The 15960-nt window shown below is 38.7% G+C and carries 15 protein-coding genes and 4 pseudogenes; 15 read left to right on the forward strand and 4 right to left on the reverse strand.

The features are described from left to right. Positions 1–515 precede the first annotated feature (515 nt). The 9 genes and pseudogenes from BGM23_RS09145 to spoIVCA all read left to right on the forward strand — a co-directional run bounded on the left by BGM23_RS09145 (position 516) and on the right by spoIVCA (position 8091). A pseudogene (locus BGM23_RS09145) lies at positions 516–1879 on the forward strand (PepSY-associated TM helix domain-containing protein). A 28-nt stretch (positions 1880–1907) separates the two neighbouring features. Then, complete coding sequence (locus tag BGM23_RS09150; RefSeq protein WP_015714301.1) at positions 1908–2378, forward strand: FixH family protein; 471 nt, start codon at positions 1908–1910, stop codon at positions 2376–2378. A gap of 313 nt (positions 2379–2691) precedes the next feature. Next, positions 2692–3456, forward strand: coding sequence for a YqcI/YcgG family protein (locus tag BGM23_RS09155; protein WP_004398670.1), 765 nt, complete (start codon positions 2692–2694; stop codon positions 3454–3456). Positions 3457–3827: 371 nt separating this feature from the next. Then, the gene (arsR, locus tag BGM23_RS09160; RefSeq protein WP_004399122.1) at positions 3828–4145 is read left to right on the forward strand and encodes an arsenical resistance operon transcriptional regulator ArsR; all 318 of its coding nucleotides are present in this window, start codon (positions 3828–3830) and stop codon (positions 4143–4145) included. 60 nt (positions 4146–4205) lie between these two features. Next, positions 4206–4646, forward strand: a complete 441-nt coding sequence (locus BGM23_RS09165) for an ArsI/CadI family heavy metal resistance metalloenzyme (protein WP_003229954.1) — start codon at positions 4206–4208, stop codon at positions 4644–4646. 22 nt (positions 4647–4668) lie between these two features. Then, positions 4669–5709, forward strand: coding sequence for an arsenite efflux transporter Acr3 (gene acr3 / locus BGM23_RS09170; protein ID WP_004398718.1), 1041 nt, complete (start codon positions 4669–4671; stop codon positions 5707–5709). 11 nt (positions 5710–5720) lie between these two features. Continuing rightward, positions 5721–6140 carry a thioredoxin-dependent arsenate reductase gene (locus BGM23_RS09175; protein ID WP_004398596.1) on the forward strand — a complete coding sequence of 140 codons (420 nt, stop codon included), beginning with the start codon at positions 5721–5723 and terminating at the stop codon, positions 6138–6140. Between the two features lie 354 nt (positions 6141–6494). Next, a pseudogene (locus tag BGM23_RS22135) lies at positions 6495–6673 on the forward strand (hypothetical protein). Continuing rightward, positions 6631–8091: a site-specific DNA recombinase SpoIVCA gene (gene spoIVCA, locus BGM23_RS09180; protein ID WP_223257626.1), complete on the forward strand. Its 1461-nt coding sequence runs from the start codon at positions 6631–6633 to the stop codon at positions 8089–8091. Before BGM23_RS22135 ends, spoIVCA begins: the two are co-directional and overlap by 43 nt. Positions 8092–8118: 27 nt before the next feature. Here spoIVCA and BGM23_RS09185 read toward each other — a convergent pair. Further along, positions 8119–8469 (reverse strand): annotated as a pseudogene (locus tag BGM23_RS09185) (sigma-70 family RNA polymerase sigma factor); the annotation flags it as partial. Positions 8470–8664: 195 nt separating this feature from the next. Here BGM23_RS09185 and nucB point away from each other — a divergent pair. Further along, the gene (nucB, locus tag BGM23_RS09190; protein ID WP_009967785.1) at positions 8665–9075 is read left to right on the forward strand and encodes a sporulation-specific Dnase NucB; all 411 of its coding nucleotides are present in this window, start codon (positions 8665–8667) and stop codon (positions 9073–9075) included. Between the two features lie 32 nt (positions 9076–9107). Here the strand turns inward: nucB and BGM23_RS09195 are convergent, their stop codons facing one another. Continuing rightward, complete coding sequence (locus tag BGM23_RS09195) at positions 9108–9830, reverse strand: YqeB family protein (RefSeq protein ID WP_010886572.1); 723 nt, start codon at positions 9828–9830, stop codon at positions 9108–9110. 251 nt (positions 9831–10081) lie between these two features. Between BGM23_RS09195 and gnd the strand changes: the two are divergent. Further along, positions 10082–10950 (forward strand): annotated as a pseudogene (gnd, locus tag BGM23_RS09200) (phosphogluconate dehydrogenase (NAD(+)-dependent, decarboxylating)). Between the two features lie 18 nt (positions 10951–10968). Here gnd and BGM23_RS09205 read toward each other — a convergent pair. Next, on the reverse strand, positions 10969–11595 hold the full coding sequence (locus tag BGM23_RS09205; protein ID WP_038427798.1) for a TVP38/TMEM64 family protein: 627 nt from the start codon (positions 11593–11595) through the stop codon (positions 10969–10971). 186 nt (positions 11596–11781) lie between these two features. Here BGM23_RS09205 and cwlH point away from each other — a divergent pair, with 186 nt between their 5' ends. Both cwlH and BGM23_RS09215 read left to right on the forward strand, forming a co-directional pair. After that, entirely contained in the window at positions 11782–12534 is a 753-nt protein-coding gene (cwlH, locus tag BGM23_RS09210; protein ID WP_029726701.1) for an N-acetylmuramoyl-L-alanine amidase CwlH, read from the forward strand. 251 nt (positions 12535–12785) lie between these two features. Next, positions 12786–13517, forward strand: coding sequence for an SGNH/GDSL hydrolase family protein (locus tag BGM23_RS09215; RefSeq protein ID WP_029726702.1), 732 nt, complete (start codon positions 12786–12788; stop codon positions 13515–13517). Positions 13518–13822: 305 nt separating this feature from the next. Here the strand turns inward: BGM23_RS09215 and BGM23_RS09225 are convergent, their stop codons facing one another. Beyond that, entirely contained in the window at positions 13823–13963 is a 141-nt protein-coding gene (locus BGM23_RS09225; protein ID WP_003226124.1) for a sporulation histidine kinase inhibitor Sda, read from the reverse strand. Positions 13964–14324: 361 nt separating this feature from the next. On the opposite strand from BGM23_RS09225, the gene BGM23_RS09230 reads away from it, so the two are divergent. Further along, complete coding sequence (locus BGM23_RS09230) at positions 14325–14843, forward strand: YqeG family HAD IIIA-type phosphatase (RefSeq protein ID WP_003226126.1); 519 nt, start codon at positions 14325–14327, stop codon at positions 14841–14843. A gap of 3 nt (positions 14844–14846) precedes the next feature. Then, the gene (gene yqeH / locus BGM23_RS09235) at positions 14847–15947 is read left to right on the forward strand and encodes a ribosome biogenesis GTPase YqeH (RefSeq protein WP_003229966.1); all 1101 of its coding nucleotides are present in this window, start codon (positions 14847–14849) and stop codon (positions 15945–15947) included. Positions 15948–15960: the final 13 nt, after the last annotated feature.

A 15960-nucleotide genomic window follows, 5' to 3' on the forward strand; every position in this document is an offset into this window, starting at 1 on the left:
ACGTAACAGAAAAAGATATAGCGAATATAAAAACAGAAATGAGGCCTGAAGTATAACAAGCGTTGAGGTAAGCAAGGATTATAGTGCTAGCCTTAAAACCATATAATGAATGACTTCACTACTTCATAAGCATTCACTTTATTTAAGATACCAAACTATATTGGTATCTTTTTTGTTTTGGAGTTTTATTAAATCTTCTTTAGGATTTCATGACTTGCACCAAAGTAAGGTTATTCTTGTTTGAAAAAATGGAATCTAAACAAAACCTATGCGTAAAATCTTAAAAGACCTTAAAAGAGTCTTTTTTTGTTATGAAATAACATAATTCAACAAAAATTAACAAATATTAACATGATCGTATTGTTGTTATAAGGTCTCTTTAGTATTTTTTTAAAAAGAGAGAATGAGGAAGGGGCTATGTAATTTGTCTTGCACATTTCTTTTTGTAACAACATTAAATATTGACTTTGTGATAAGACAATAATTTGTTTTAGAAAATAAAAAGGAGAAAACAAATGTTAAAATCAGATTATTCTGCAATTGAAAAGAAGGAATATTCTAAGAGAAAAACAGCGAGAACTTCACTTTATCAGACAGTTTGGCGATGGCATTTTTATGCGGGTTTGATCTTTTTGCCTTTCTTACTTATATTGGCTGTCACAGGTGGTGTGTACTTGTTTAAGCCTCAAATCGAAAATCATTTATACAAAGATCTATACGAGGTTCAGGCAGAATCAAAAACAGTCTCTCCATCAGTACAATTTGAAGCAATAAAAGAAAGGTATCCTGACGCTGAAATAATAAAATATAGACCCAGTGATCATCCAGAACGATCTGCCGAAGTGGGTATTGTTTCCAAAGACAGTTCCTATATTGTGTTTGTTAATCCACATAATGGGCAAATTATAGGGCAACTTGCTGATGATAATCGAATAATGGATAAAATCGAAGAATTTCACGGTGAATTAATGGCAGGAACAGCAGGGGACAGAATTGTGGAATTAACAGCTTGTTGGGCGCTAATACTTATCGTGACCGATATTTATTTATGGTGGCCCAGAAATAGAATGAAGGTACGGGGTGTCATGATTCCCAGAGTTACAAAAGGAAAGAAAATATTGACTAGGGATTTACATGCAGTACCTGCATTCTGGATTTCTGCAGGCATGTTATTTTTGGTTTTAACGGGATTACCATGGTCTGGTTTATGGGGAAACACATTTCAGCAATTAACTACAAATTCAGGATTCGGATATCCTCCATCTATTTGGGTTGGAGAAGCTCCGACATCAACTCAAACAAAAGAAGTTGCCGATGTCCCTTGGGCAGCTGAGAATCTAGAAGTTCCTGTTTCAAGTAACTTTCTATTGATGATGTTGTAACGATTGCAGAAGAACAAAACATTACGCCTGGTTATGATATTTACATTCCTCAAAAAACTGACGGAGTTTATACAATGTCCGTTTTTCCGCCCAAAGCACAAGATGAGGCAACGATGCATATAGATCAATACACGGGGGCTGTCCTAGCAGATTATCGTTATGACAACTACGGCACTATGGGAAAAATAATTGCTCTTGGAATAACTCTTCACAAAGGGACACAGTTTGGACTGGTTAACCAATTGATCGGTTTAATGATCTGTATTGGAATTGTAGCAGTTGGGATAAGTGGATTTATTCTTTGGTGGAAACGTAAACCTGCCGGAAAGTTAGGGGCACCAAAATCTCCCGAACTCAAAACCATGAAACTCCTAATACTTATCATCATAATGTTTGGTGTCCTATTCCCTTTGGTAGGAATATCTCTTGTGCTAGTCTGGATAATTGATAATCTCCTCATTAAAAGGATTTCAAAGTTGAAAACCATAATAAATTAATAAAAATTGATTGATTAGTGAGGTCGATTTGAATAGTAGAGGATTGTCTTTCTTTTTCCTAATCATATTAATGCTCCTATTAACTTCATGCACTGTTGATCCTAATGCTGCTGACCAGTATGTACAATCAAAACAACTTGATGTAGAGATAATTTTACCTTCTAGCCTATCAAAGAATAAAGAACAAAATTTAAAAATGAAACTGACGCAAGAAGGAAAAAAAGTAGAGTATGCAACGAATGTAAAGTTTGAGATATGGAAAGAAAATCATAAAGAGCATTTAGAAGTGGTAGAAGCTGAGTATGAAAACAATGGGATATACGTTGCTACAAAGACATTTACTGATGATGGCTTATATAATATTAAAGCAGATGTAAAAACAAGAGACGCACATGTAATGCCCACCAGACAGGTTATAGTCGGTAAGCTACTTGAAGAGGACAAGAACGTTTTTAAACCTGATAACAAAAAGCATCAAGAGCATCAAAATCATCACTAATCTAAGTGCATACTGTTTTAGAGATAATACCAATATGTTTACTTTTTACTCAATTAAAGATCGTTTGTTGGTGTTAAAATAAAAAAATCCAGAAAGTCCGGCGTTATACGTTTTGAGGGCTGAGTGTGCATGAACGTCTAAACGCAGACTTAAACCTGGATTTTTGTTTTTTGTGATAAGCAAATACTACTTACCCATTAAAGCATTAACCATTTAATTAATATTCATTCGGATTTATGAAAAAGTAATTAGACATTCACCTCCTTCGTGCTCCCGCAATACATTATGATAAATGCCTTCGGAGGTGGATTTATTGACTGAGTTATATGCTAAAAGTGATCTTGAAAAAATTAAAGAAACGCTACCTGGTTGGCAATTAGATTCGTTTAACTATTTGAATGAAAAAATAGGTGATAAAGAAAATAAATTTCCTTGTATACCGGGAAGGCAAGCATTTTTAAGCGACCAGCTGCGAATTGCTTTTGTCGGTGATCCTAGGAATCCCGAGACTGCGAAGGAATTAGCGCCATTGCTTACTCGGTATGGAACTATTTCACGAGAGACAGGAAAGTATGCATCATTAACTGTAATATTTCATACACCAGAAGAATTACTGACTGATTACAAAATTGAGGATTACGAATCGTTGTTTTGGCAGTTGCTCAATTCATTGAGTATGGAAGATCCAGCTGATTGGCCAGATGATATACCAGAAAATCCAGATAACTTTCAATGGGAATACTGTTTTAATGGAGAACCATATTTTGTTCTGTGTGCTACACCGGCTCACAGCAAAAGAAAAAGCAGAAGTTTTCCTTATTTTATGTTGACGTTTCAGCCTAGATGGGTTTTTGAGGATCTAAATGATACTACTGCATTTGGACGAAATATGAGTAAGCAAATTCGAAAAAGGCTTGAGGCATATGATGAAGTACCTATCCATCCGCATTTAGGATGGTATGGAAAAAAAGACAATCTGGAGTGGAAACAGTACTTCTTGCGAGATGATGAAAATCAAGTGTCACAATGCCCTTTTATGAAAATGAAGAACTTATTCAAAAAGAAAAGGTCTGATTAAATTGTTTAAAACCTTATGTGGAAGGATGGATTGAATGGCTTATATCTTCACATAAGGTTTTAATTGATGATAAATCTGTGTGCTCTGACTAAATACGTATTATCTCGAATTATTATCGATTCTACATATTCACAAAAATTATTTAATGTTTTTTTCTTGAAATTAGAAATTAGCGTTTATGATCTCCGTTGCTGTAGTAGCAAAGTAGCGATGGAGGAAATAATAAAAATGGAAAACCTCTATCTGGTTACACAAGCTTTTAGCGGGTTTTACAATTAATCAAAATAAATTGATTTATTTGCTTGCATTAATTTAAAAATCATGAGTATAATAAATACATCAAAAAAAATTGATTAAAGAAGGCGATATGAATGGATGAGACGAAATCAGAACTGCTACGGAAATATGAACAAAAATTTAAGGCTCTTGCTGATCAGAAACGATTAGAGATCATGTATGAACTTTGTCAAAGGGGAAAAACCTGTGTTTGTGATCTGACTGAGATTTTTGAGGTGACGCAATCTAAACTTTCTTATCATCTAAAAATTTTATTGGATGCCAACTTAATAACGAAAGAGACAAAGGGAACATGGAGTTATTATGATCTAAATGATGAGGAAGTAAATGGTTTATTATCAGAAGAGCTTTGTTGTATATTTAGAAAAAAAGGTGAAGGAGATTGCTGCTAAAAAAATTTTTTAGGTATTATATCAAATTTTTTTGATTAATATATAAGAGGGGGAATTAAAATGAAATATGTTCATGTAGGGGTTAACGTTGTCAGTTTAGAGAAATCGATCAATTTTTATGAAAAAGTTTTTGGAGTAAAGGCTGTAAAAGTAAAAACAGACTATGCAAAGTTTCTATTAGAGACTCCTGGACTGAATTTCACTTTAAATGTCGCAGATGAGGTGAAGGGAAATCAAGTGAATCATTTTGGATTCCAAGTAGATAGTTTGGAAGAAGTTTTGAAACACAAGAAAAGGCTTGAAAAAGAAGGGTTTTTTGCACGTGAAGAAATGGATACGACTTGTTGTTATGCAGTCCAAGATAAATTTTGGATTACTGATCCAGATGGGAACGAGTGGGAATTTTTCTATACCAAATCGAACAGCGAGGTTCAAAAACAAGATTCCTCCTCTTGTTGTGTAACACCGCCAAGTGATATTACAACGAACTCTTGCTGTTAGTAAAAAAGGTGAGGATAAAGTAATGAAACGTTTATCTTTTTTAGACCGTTATTTAACCATCTGGATTTTTCTTGCGATGGCATTGGGGATAGGATTAGGTTTTATATTTCCGAGTTTTGTTGGTGGATTAAACAAATTACAAGTAGGAACTACATCTATCCCTTTAGCTATTGGATTAGTATTAATGATGTATCCACCACTAGCAAAGGTTCGATATGAAGAAATTGGACGGGTATTTAAAGATATTAAAGTGTTAATTTTATCTTTAGTGCAAAACTGGATCATCGGACCGACTCTCATGTTTATTTTGGCTATCATCTTTTTGCCAGATAAACCGGAGTATATGATTGGGCTTATTATGATTGGATTAGCTCGCTGTATTGCGATGGTTATTGTTTGGAATGACTTATCAAAAGGTGATACGGAATACGCGGCAGGATTAGTTGCTTTCAACTCAATTTTCCAAATGCTTTTTTTCTCAGTTTATGCTTACATTTTTGTAACAGTTATTCCGCAATGGTTAGGGATGGAAGGAGCAGTAGTGAATATTACGATGGCAGAAGTCGCAAAATCAGTATTCATTTACCTTGGAGTTCCTTTTATTGCAGGAATGGTGACACGTTATATTTTTGTAAAAGTGAAGGGCAAAGAATGGTATGAAAAAGTGTTCATTCCTAAGATTAGTCCAATTACGTTAATTGCTTTGCTATTTACAATTATCGTCATGTTTTCCTTAAAAGGTGATGTAATTGTTAGCTTGCCGTTAGATGTTGTCCGAGTTGCGATTCCATTATTGATTTACTTTGTTTTAATGTTCTTTGTTTCCTTCTTTTTAGGGAAGAAAATCGGGGCAAACTATGCTGTAACTACTACTTTAGCTTTTACAGCAGGAAGCAATAACTTTGAATTAGCGATTGCTGTAGCTGTTGGTGTATTTGGAATTCATTCGGGTGCAGCATTTGCCGCCGTAATTGGTCCGCTTGTAGAAGTGCCAGTCATGATAGCACTTGTTAAGGTTGCTTTATGGTTTCAACGAAAATACTTTGGAAGTCACTCGATGTAGAGGTGGAATATATGGAGAATAAAATCATTTACTTTTTATGTACAGGGAACTCTTGCCGGAGCCAAATGGCTGAAGGATGGGCTAAACAATATTTAGGTGATGAGTGGAAAGTGTATAGCGCGGGGATAGAAGCACATGGATTAAATCCGAATGCTGTTAAAGCGATGAAGGAAGTTGGTATAGATATCTCTAATCAAACGTCAGATATAATCGATTCTGATATTCTGAACAATGCTGATTTAGTTGTTACGCTTTGTGGAGATGCTGCTGATAAATGCCCGATGACGCCTCCACATGTAAAACGTGAGCATTGGGGTTTTGATGATCCGGCAAGAGCACAAGGGACAGAAGAAGAAAAATGGGCGTTTTTCCAAAGAGTTCGTGATGAAATAGGGAATAGGTTGAAGGAATTTGCTGAAACAGGGAAATAAATAAACTCTTTTGTTAAAGGATGCATATTTATATGTGTCCTTTTTTTATTAATGTCTAGCTATACGAACTTGACACCAGTGAAATGTCATTAACTATCTAACAATGAAAAACACTACTCCATTGTACTCTCAAATAATAATAAATCATTGAAAACTATAATAAGCGAATGTTGAGGCATAGAAAATAAAATCTTTTCTATTGAGGACCTAAAGGAGTGTAGAAAAGTCACAACAACTTTTTTTAAATTTTTTGCATATTCATTGAAACGTTTAATAACACTATAGTTTAATTTAAAATCTCCTCATTTGGACAAACAGCTGTTACATAGCATTACCCAAGGGGTGATGCATTTTATGAAAGTGATAATCATCGAGGGACCGCAAGCTGACAAATGCATTAACGATTGCTATCATTATTTAATAAAACTTTATAGGAAGGAGATTCAGGGTGATAGCAATATATGTAAGGGTATCGACCGAGGAACAAGCGATCAAGGGATCGAGCATCGACAGCCAAATCGAGGCCTGTATAAAGAAAGCAGGGACTAAAGATGTGCTGAAGTATGCAGATGAAGGATTTTCAGGAGAGCTTTTAGAACGTCCGGCTTTGAATCGCTTGAGGGAGGATGCAAGCAAGGGACTTATAAGTCAAGTCATTTGTTACGATCCTGACCGTCTTTCTCGGAAATTAATGAATCAGCTAATCATTGATGACGAATTGCGAAAGCGAAACATACCTTTGATTTTTGTAAATGGTGAATACGCCAATTCTCCAGAAGGTCAATTGTTTTTCGCAATGCGCGGGGCAATCTCAGAATTTGAAAAAGCCAAAATCAAAGAACGGACATCAAGCGGCCGACTTCAAAAAATGAAAAAAGGCATGATCATTAAAGATTCTAAACTATATGGCTATAAATTTGTTAAAGAGAAAAGAACTCTTGAGATATTAGAAGAGGAAGCAAAAATCATTCGGATGATTTTTAACTATTTCACCGATCATAAAAGCCCTTTTTTCGGCAGAGTAAATGGTATTGCTCTACATTTAACTCAGATGGGGGTTAAAACAAAAAAAGGCGCCAAAGTATGGCACAGGCAGGTTGTTCGGCAAATATTAATGAACTCTTCCTATAAGGGTGAACATAGACAGTATAAATATGATACAGAGGGTTCCTATGTTTCAAAGCAGGCAGGGAACAAATCTATAATTAAAATAAGGCCTGAAGAAGAACAAATCACTGTGACAATTCCAGCAATTGTTCCAGCTGAACAATGGGATTATGCTCAAGAACTCTTAGGTCAAAGTAAAAGAAAACACTTGAGTATCAGCCCTCACAATTACTTGTTATCGGGTTTGGTTAGATGCGGAAAATGCGGAAATACCATGACAGGGAAGAAAAGAAAATCACATGGTAAAGACTACTATGTATATACTTGCCGGAAAAATTATTCTGGCGCAAAGGACCGCGGCTGCGGAAAAGAAATGTCTGAGAATAAATTGAACCGGCATGTATGGGGTGAAATTTTTAAATTCATCACAAATCCTCAAAAGTATGTTTCTTTTAAAGAGGCTGAACAATCAAATCACCTGTCTGATGAATTAGAACTTATTGAAAAAGAGATAGAGAAAACAAAAAAAGGCCGCAAGCGTCTTTTAACGCTAATCAGCCTAAGCGATGACGATGATTTAGACATAGATGAAATCAAAGCACAAATTATTGAACTGCAAAAAAAGCAAAATCAGCTTACTGAAAAGTGTAACGAAATCCAGTCAAAAATGAAAGTCCTAGATGATACGAGCTCAAGTGAAAATGCTCTAAAAAGAGCCATCGACTATTTTCAATCAATCGGTGCAGATAACTTAACTCTTGAAGATAAAAAAACAATTGTTAACTTTATCGTGAAAGAAGTTACCATTGTGGATTCTGACACCATATATATTGAAACGTATTAAAGAGGGGTGTATGCACCCCCCTTTTGTAATTACAATCTCATTTTCAATACACCTCGCAGCATACGTCGCCAGCTTTGTCCCTTTACCAGCGGAATAGCTTTCAATTCCTTTTATCAGCCCGATCGTTCCGATGGAGATTAAGTCCTCTGCATCCTCACCTGTATTTTCAAATTTTTTCACAATATGGGCGACCAAGCGAAGATTATGCTCAATCAGCATGTTTCTGGCATGTTCATCCCCTTTAGCCATGAGCTCTAAGTATTTTTTTTCCTCGCTGCTTGAGAGCGGTTGTGGAAAGGCATTGTTTTTCACGTAAGATACTAAAAAGACAAGCTCTTTAACAACAAAGCCGAGCGCTGCGAAAACACCTGTCACCATCGTCACCTCCACAAAAGTATGTAGGCAAAAGCCTATATGTAAATGTATGTGACCGGGAGGCTGTCTGTGTCTGTACCGGGAAATTTCTCGCGGGGGAGTCCGGCTTTTGTAAGCAGCATACTAACTTCAAATGTTAAAAATAATCTTTATCAAGCGCCCATACATTGAAATGAACAAAGGTATGGGGGGATGGGAATGAAAAAATGGATGGCAGGCCTGTTTCTTGCTGCAGCAGTTCTTCTTTGTTTAATGGTTCCGCAGCAGATCCAAGGCGCATCTTCGTATGACAAAGTGTTATATTTTCCGCTGTCTCGTTATCCGGAAACCGGCAGTCATATTAGGGATGCGATTGCAGAGGGACATCCAGATATTTGTACCATTGATAGAGATGGAGCAGACAAAAGGCGGGAGGAATCTTTAAAGGGAATCCCGACGAAGCCGGGCTATGACCGGGATGAGTGGCCGATGGCTGTCTGCGAGGAAGGCGGCGCAGGGGCTGATGTCCGATATGTGACGCCTTCTGATAATCGCGGCGCCGGCTCGTGGGTAGGGAATCAAATGAGCAGCTATCCTGACGGCACCAGAGTGCTGTTTATTGTGCAGTAATAAAGAAGAGGCTCTTTCTTGAGCCTCTGTTGTTACAATCCTTCGCCGAGCTGAATTTTCGGGGGATAGGTTTCTGCTTTTCGCCAATATTGGCGTGTGCCTTCGTCCCGTACAACGATGCCCAGCTGTGCCAGTTCGAGACGGAATTCTTCAATATCGTCTTTTTCTTCGTCCTGCAGCGCTTTGTGACGAGCTTTTAATAAGGCATGGGCGCCTTGCGATAGGTCTGGTGCATCAGGAATCCATCGGCGAAATTGATCTTTAAACGGATCACCATCTGTTGCCCATTCGTAATGATGCTGTCTAAAGGCCTTCTCAACGTTTACTGGTTTTTCATCAATTTCTTCCCGTACCAATTCATATCCGGCTGTTCCCAGGAGGACAAGCCGTTTGTGATCCATAAATACAAGAGCGATGTCATCGGAATGAATTGTTTGCACTTTTTTTCCTTTGATGAATTCCACTGTGTGATCTGTAATTTTGACAGACAGCAGCATTGCAATAACAGAATGAGCGAACCAAATCCCCGCACACATACCGAGAAGAGCAGTGATAAATGAAGCTGTAGATCCCTGAAAAGAGGTAATGAGCCGAAGTGGTCCTTCAAGAGGGATCCAGGGGAGGGATAATGCCCATTTCGCAATCTGCGGAATAAAATACCCGATTGCAAAACCGATGATTGCAAGTGCAGCGTATAAAAAGAATACAGCGGTTTTCGTAACTCCGATAAGAGTATGAGATTGATTCTGCAACATGTCACCTTCTTTTTACTAAAAAAATCGAATACCTTCCCATATTTTAACTTAAACTGATGGTAAATCAAGGATAAAGTGATAATTATGGATATAAAGAGATTCAGTAATAGAACTGGCAGGCACAGTCAGTCATGAAAAATAAAATTTACATGCGCAGACGATGTAAGCCCCATTTGTTTTCTGCGTATCACAATACAATCCAAAGGGAACATAAAGAGTAAAGGCTTTTTAGACAATCAGGAGGAACAGATATGAAAATTGGATTAATCGGCTTAGGGAAAATGGGCATAAACATAGGAAAGCAATTCATTGACCGCAATCATCAAGCGGTTGGATATGATGTAAATCAAGCGGCTGTTGATGAACTGAAAGCATACGGGGCTGAGGGGACAACGAATCTTAAAGAGTTCATTTCTTTATTAGACCCGCCGCGTATCCTATGGGTTATGGTACCGCATGGCATTGTCGATGCTGTTTTGCGTGATGTATCACCTTTATTAAGTAAAGGCGATATGATTATCGAAGCTGGAAACTCTCATTATAAAGAATCAATTCGCCGCTACAATCAAATGAAAGAAGCGGGTATCCATTATCTCGATGCCGGAACGTCGGGCGGAATGGAAGGCGCACGGCATGGAGCCTGTTTTATGGTGGGGGGCGATCATGAAGCATGGGAGATTGTGGAACCGCTTTTTCGTGATACTGCCGTCGAAAATGGTTATCTATACGCTGGTGAAGCGGGAAGCGGACATTTTTTAAAAATGATCCATAATGGAATTGAGTATGGAATGATGGCCGCGATTGGTGAAGGATTCGAAGTGCTTGAAAACAGCCAATTTGATTTTGACTACGAGAAGGTTGCCAGAGTGTGGAATCATGGTTCTGTCATTCGTTCTTGGCTTATGGGACTGACTGAGCGAGCTTTCGCTAAGGATGCGAAACTGGATCAGGTCAAGGAAAATGGACGGTGGAAACCGCGCTTGATCTGCAGACGGCAACGCCGGTCATCGCCATGTCACTAATGATGAGATACCGTTCTTTAACAGACGATACGTTTACAGGAAAGGTGGTCGCTGCGCTTCGAAATGAATTTGGAGGCCATGCGACAGAAAAAAAGTAAGGGGGCCAACAAGCCTCCTTATTTTTTTGGCACCTTCAGAAGATGAGGGAACTTTTTATAAATGACCAGCATGATGATCAGAATATATGCACCGTAAATGCTGATAGACAATAATTTATTGCTGGTGAAATTGGCACCTGCAATAGTGACAACAACAATATTGGGGATTTTCCCTATTAAAGACGCAAAGAAAAAAACATGCCAGCGAACCTGGCTCAGCCCGCAGATCACGTTCATTACAAGTGAAGGTATGACAGGTATCAGCCTTCCTAATAAAACAGCGGTAAAAGCGTTTTTGTTGAAGGAAGCCTCGTAGCTTTGTATGGCAGGATAGGCCTGAACTTTTTTTCTGGCCCAATCTCTAAAACTGTACCTGGCGAGAAAAAACAGCAATATTGTACCAAGCATTGAGCCGGTCAGTGTAATCCAAATTCCATTTGCAGTCCCGAACACTGCGCCATTTAAAGCAGCAACCAAAGCAAACGGCACTATTGGGAAAAAAACATCGGCAGCAATCAGCAGCATACTAAATAAAACGGAAAACATCCCTCCTGCTTTGATTGCATCAAGCCAAGCTTCTTTCTGAAAAAAACCGACTGCAATGATAGCGATAATCACAAGTATACCTATTACTTTTTTTAACATGTCTATGGTCACTCCCAACTTAGGTGATGTCAGGAGTCAAAACCTCCGTCATCTAAATTAGTATAACTGGTGCCATTTCAGCGGTTCAACTGAAAACCAGGTTGAGAACACAATTCTTTTTAACCTTATAAAAAAGGCTGTCCATCTCTCTGTTTTCTGCATTCTTAATAATAGGGAGGGATAGAAATGGTAACCATAAAAAAGGATTTTATACCGCTATCAAATAATAATCGTCCTGGCTATTCGATGACGCCTGCTTATATTACGGTGCATAATACAGCGAATACAGCAAAAGGCGCTGATGCGAAAATGCACGCCAATTTTGTGAAAAACCCGAGCACATCCGAAAGCTGGCATTTTACAGTTGACGATTCAGTCATTTATCAGCATCTCCCGATAGATGAAAACGGCTGGCATGCGGGAGACGGTACAAACGGGACAGGAAACCGCAAATCGATCGGGATTGAAATCTGCGAAAATGCTGATGGCGATTTTGAAAAAGCAACATCAAATGCCCAGTGGCTGATCAGAAAGCTGATGAAGGAAAACAATATTCCGTTACATCGTGTTGTTCCCCACAAAAAATGGTCTGGGAAAGAATGTCCGCGGAAACTCTTGAACCACTGGAACTCTTTTATAAACGGAATTTCTTCCTCGGATACACCTCCAAAAGAACCTTCACCATCATATCCTCTGCCGTCTGGGGTTATAAAGCTCACTTCGCCTTATCGAAAGGGCACAAACATTCTCCAGCTGCAAAAGGCTTTAGCTGCACTTCACTTTTACCCTGATAAGGGAGCCAAAAACAATGGCATAGATGGAGTTTACGGACCGAAAACAGCGAATGCCGTCAAGCGTTTTCAGCTCATGAACGGATTAACTGCAGACGGGATTTATGGGCCAAAAACAAAGGCCAAGCTTAAATCGAAGTTAAAGTAAATGCAGGATTTAACGGATAACCTGTTTCCAGTGCAGATTCAGGTTATTTTCTTTTCTTTGGTTTGTGTGTTTTTCAGATTGGAAAGAAGGGAATTTTAAAAAATCATCAGCTGCGCCGCAATGAAAGCAGAATGATATTCACTGAGGGGGACACGTTAACTATAGGAAAAAACAGTGATAGCGAAAAACTCTTCATTGAACGAAGAGAAACAGAGGTATAACATTAAGGTGAGGCTTTTGGGGGTGTAAAGATGAAACATTTTATCATCCTTTTCCTTCTGCTGTTTGTTACAGCAGGATGCGAGGGAAGGGGATACGAAGACGTTGTAGCATTTGGTGACAGCAATACGCGTGGCTCTAATTGGGATTATCGCGATTATCCAAAAGCACAGCAGTGGGTCAATATATTAAAAACAGCTGAGCGCGGTAACCTTGATATACTCAATGCGGGAATCGGCGGACAGACGACAGAGGATGCCCGTCTCCGATTTCAGACAGATGTGCTGGATCAAAAACCGAAGTATTTGTTTATTATGTTCGGCACCAATGACGCTGCCATACTGACTGAGGGGAAACCGAGAGTGTCGAAGCAGCGTTTTAGAGAAAATCTGGTTTATTTTATTGAAGAAAGCAGAAAACACGGGATCAAGCCAATCTTAATGACGTGTATCCCAATTATAGAAGGTAATGGGAAGCATCATTTGTTTTACTATTCCAGATATCAAGCAGCTGCTTTTGAACCAAAAGGCGGAGCAAGGAAATGGCACAACTCATATAACGATATTACAAGAGATGTGTCGAAGCGCCTGGATGTCCCTCTTGTAGATAACTGGAAGCATTTTATAAAAGCAGACGGCGGAAAAGCAACTGATGAAGCGCTTATCCAATCTGGTTTAATAGATCCTTCTGGAAATCATATGACACCTAAAGGGGCAAGGATCGTATATGAAGGAATACAAGATGGGCAGATCCTGCAGCGTTGAGCCGGACAACCGCCTAGTCCGATTTATTTCTCCTACATAGGCTGTTATAAAACCTTATTAAGGAGGCGCTTCACATGTATGGCGCAGGCAGAGCATATGGATACGCTTTTATTGTTGTTTTAGTTGTTGTTCTCCTGGTTGTGGGCGGCATATACTGGTTAGCATAATAACCGGCCCTTTAAAACACCTCTTTTTAGGGGTGTTTTTTGCTGAAAATAGTAGTAAAGCGCGCAGCCAAAGTGATATAATATCAGTCATCTGAGTAAAAAAAGGAAATACGCCCGGAAAAAATAGACAAATTCCTATTAAGAAGATACGGAAATAATATGTCCGAGCGATCTTCTTTTTATTTCGTTTTCAATTAACTCAATAAAGTCACGGTTTAAATTCATTTCGGTGGCTTTGAAATAAGATTCTATTAGTAATTCATCAGACAGTTTTCTCATGCTAGGAACCCAATTAATGGGAGAGGCACCTCCTTAAAAGTTGGAATCATTCATGATTTTAACGCATACAATGATAAGTTGCATTCATCTGAGGTTGAAGTTATCTTTAATCTACCATGAAATGCATATAAGAACAATCGTTCTGTTATCCACACCAAAAAGTGGATAACTTGTGAGTATCGTGTTTATAATTTGTCTAAAGAGTGATGTAATAAGAGTGGATAGTGTGTGTAAATTTATCCACACCTGGTGAAGAAACCCAATTTTTGTCGAAATTTTTTTGCTCAGTTTTTCTTTAGGCGCAAGTTCGATTTTTTTCGACAATCATTTTGAAAGAAAGAAAAAGGGAAGGGTGCGGGTTTTGTTAAAAAAGTTTTTTTTACCTGACGAGTTTGTAAAAAATATTTTTCATATTACACCTGAGAAATTAAAGGAACGAAATGTAAAAGGAATTATTACTGACCTGGATAATACGCTTGTTGAATGGGACAGGCCGAACGCGACGCCGCGATTGATCGAGTGGTTTGAAGAAATGAAGGAACACGGCATTAAAGTGACAATTGTCTCTAATAATAACGAAAGAAGAGTGAAACTTTTCTCAGAACCGCTTGGAATCCCATTCATCTATAAAGCAAGAAAACCGATGGGTAAAGCCTTTAATAGAGCGGTGCGCAATATGGAGCTGAAAAAAGAGGACTGCGTTGTCATCGGAGACCAGCTGCTGACCGATGTACTCGGGGGAAACCGAAACGGCTACCATACGATTTTGGTCGTGCCAGTCGCTTCCTCTGACGGATTCATTACGCGCTTTAACCGCCAGGTCGAACGCAGAATACTGAGTGCTCTCAAACGAAAAGGGCACATTCAGTGGGAGGAGTAAGAAATGGAAAAGGTTGTTTGTATCGGGTGCGGAGTTACGATCCAAACCGAGGACAAAACAGGTTTGGGGTACGCGCCGCCTGCATCGCTTACGAAAGAAAATGTGATTTGCCAGCGTTGCTTCAGACTGAAAAACTATAATGAAATACAAGATGTCTCCTTAACTGATGATGATTTTTTGAACATTCTTCACGGTATTGGAGAAACGGACTCTCTGGTCGTAAAAATTGTTGATATTTTTGATTTTAACGGCAGCTGGATTAATGGGCTGCAGCGCTTGGTGGGGGGAAACCCTATCTTATTAGTTGGCAATAAAGCGGATATTTTGCCTAAGTCACTGAAAAGAGAGCGTCTGATCCAATGGATGAAGCGTGAAGCGAAAGAGCTTGGCTTAAAACCGGTTGACGTATTTTTGGTCAGTGCGGGTCGCGGCCAGGGAATCAGAGAAGTAATTGACGCGATTGAGCATTACCGCAACGGAAAAGACGTCTATGTTGTCGGATGTACAAATGTAGGAAAGTCAACCTTTATTAACCGGATTATTAAAGAAGTGTCAGGTGAAGAAGATATTATTACAACATCCCAATTTCCTGGCACAACCCTTGATGCGATTGAAATCCCGCTGGATGACGGTTCATCGCTTTATGATACACCGGGAATTATCAACAACCATCAAATGGCGCATTATGTCAATAAAAAGGACCTGAAAATATTATCTCCTAAAAAGGAGCTGAAGCCTCGCACATTCCAGCTTAATGATCAGCAAACACTGTATTTTGGCGGACTTGCAAGGTTTGATTATGTGTCTGGGGAAAGATCTCCTTTTATTTGCTATATGCCGAATGAGCTGATGATTCATAGAACAAAACTTGAAAATGCAGACGCGCTTTATGAAAAGCATGCAGGGGAATTGCTCACACCTCCGGGTAAAGATGAAATGGATGAGTTTCCTGAATTGGTCGCCCATACGTTTACGATAAAAGACAAAAAGACAGATATCGTTTTCTCTGGGTTAGGCTGGGTTACTGTCCATGACGCTGATAAAAAGGTAACTGCATACGCGCCAAAAGGCGTTCATGTATTTGTTCGGCGTTCATTAATTTAAGAAAAGGGGAGAG

The sequence above is a fragment of the Bacillus sp. FJAT-14266 genome, assembly GCF_001719225.1.
Classification (GTDB): Bacteria; Bacillota; Bacilli; order Bacillales; family Bacillaceae; genus Bacillus; species Bacillus subtilis.

Excerpts from the sequence above, each read along its gene's own strand:
- arsR (WP_004399122.1), top strand. The coding sequence starts at position 3,828 with ATGGATGAGACGAAATCAGAACTGCTACGGAAATATGAACAAAAATTT.
- BGM23_RS09165 (WP_003229954.1), top strand. The coding sequence starts at position 4,206 with ATGAAATATGTTCATGTAGGGGTTAACGTTGTCAGTTTAGAGAAATCG.
- acr3 (WP_004398718.1), top strand. The coding sequence starts at position 4,669 with ATGAAACGTTTATCTTTTTTAGACCGTTATTTAACCATCTGGATTTTT.
- BGM23_RS09175 (WP_004398596.1), top strand. The coding sequence starts at position 5,721 with ATGGAGAATAAAATCATTTACTTTTTATGTACAGGGAACTCTTGCCGG.
- nucB (WP_009967785.1), top strand. The coding sequence starts at position 8,665 with ATGAAAAAATGGATGGCAGGCCTGTTTCTTGCTGCAGCAGTTCTTCTT.
- BGM23_RS09195 (WP_010886572.1), bottom strand. The coding sequence starts at position 9,830 with ATGTTGCAGAATCAATCTCATACTCTTATCGGAGTTACGAAAACCGCT.
- BGM23_RS09205 (WP_038427798.1), bottom strand. The coding sequence starts at position 11,595 with ATGTTAAAAAAAGTAATAGGTATACTTGTGATTATCGCTATCATTGCA.
- cwlH (WP_029726701.1), top strand. The coding sequence starts at position 11,782 with ATGGTAACCATAAAAAAGGATTTTATACCGCTATCAAATAATAATCGT.
- BGM23_RS09215 (WP_029726702.1), top strand. The coding sequence starts at position 12,786 with ATGAAACATTTTATCATCCTTTTCCTTCTGCTGTTTGTTACAGCAGGA.
- BGM23_RS09225 (WP_003226124.1), bottom strand. The coding sequence starts at position 13,963 with ATGAGAAAACTGTCTGATGAATTACTAATAGAATCTTATTTCAAAGCC.
- yqeH (WP_003229966.1), top strand. The coding sequence starts at position 14,847 with ATGGAAAAGGTTGTTTGTATCGGGTGCGGAGTTACGATCCAAACCGAG.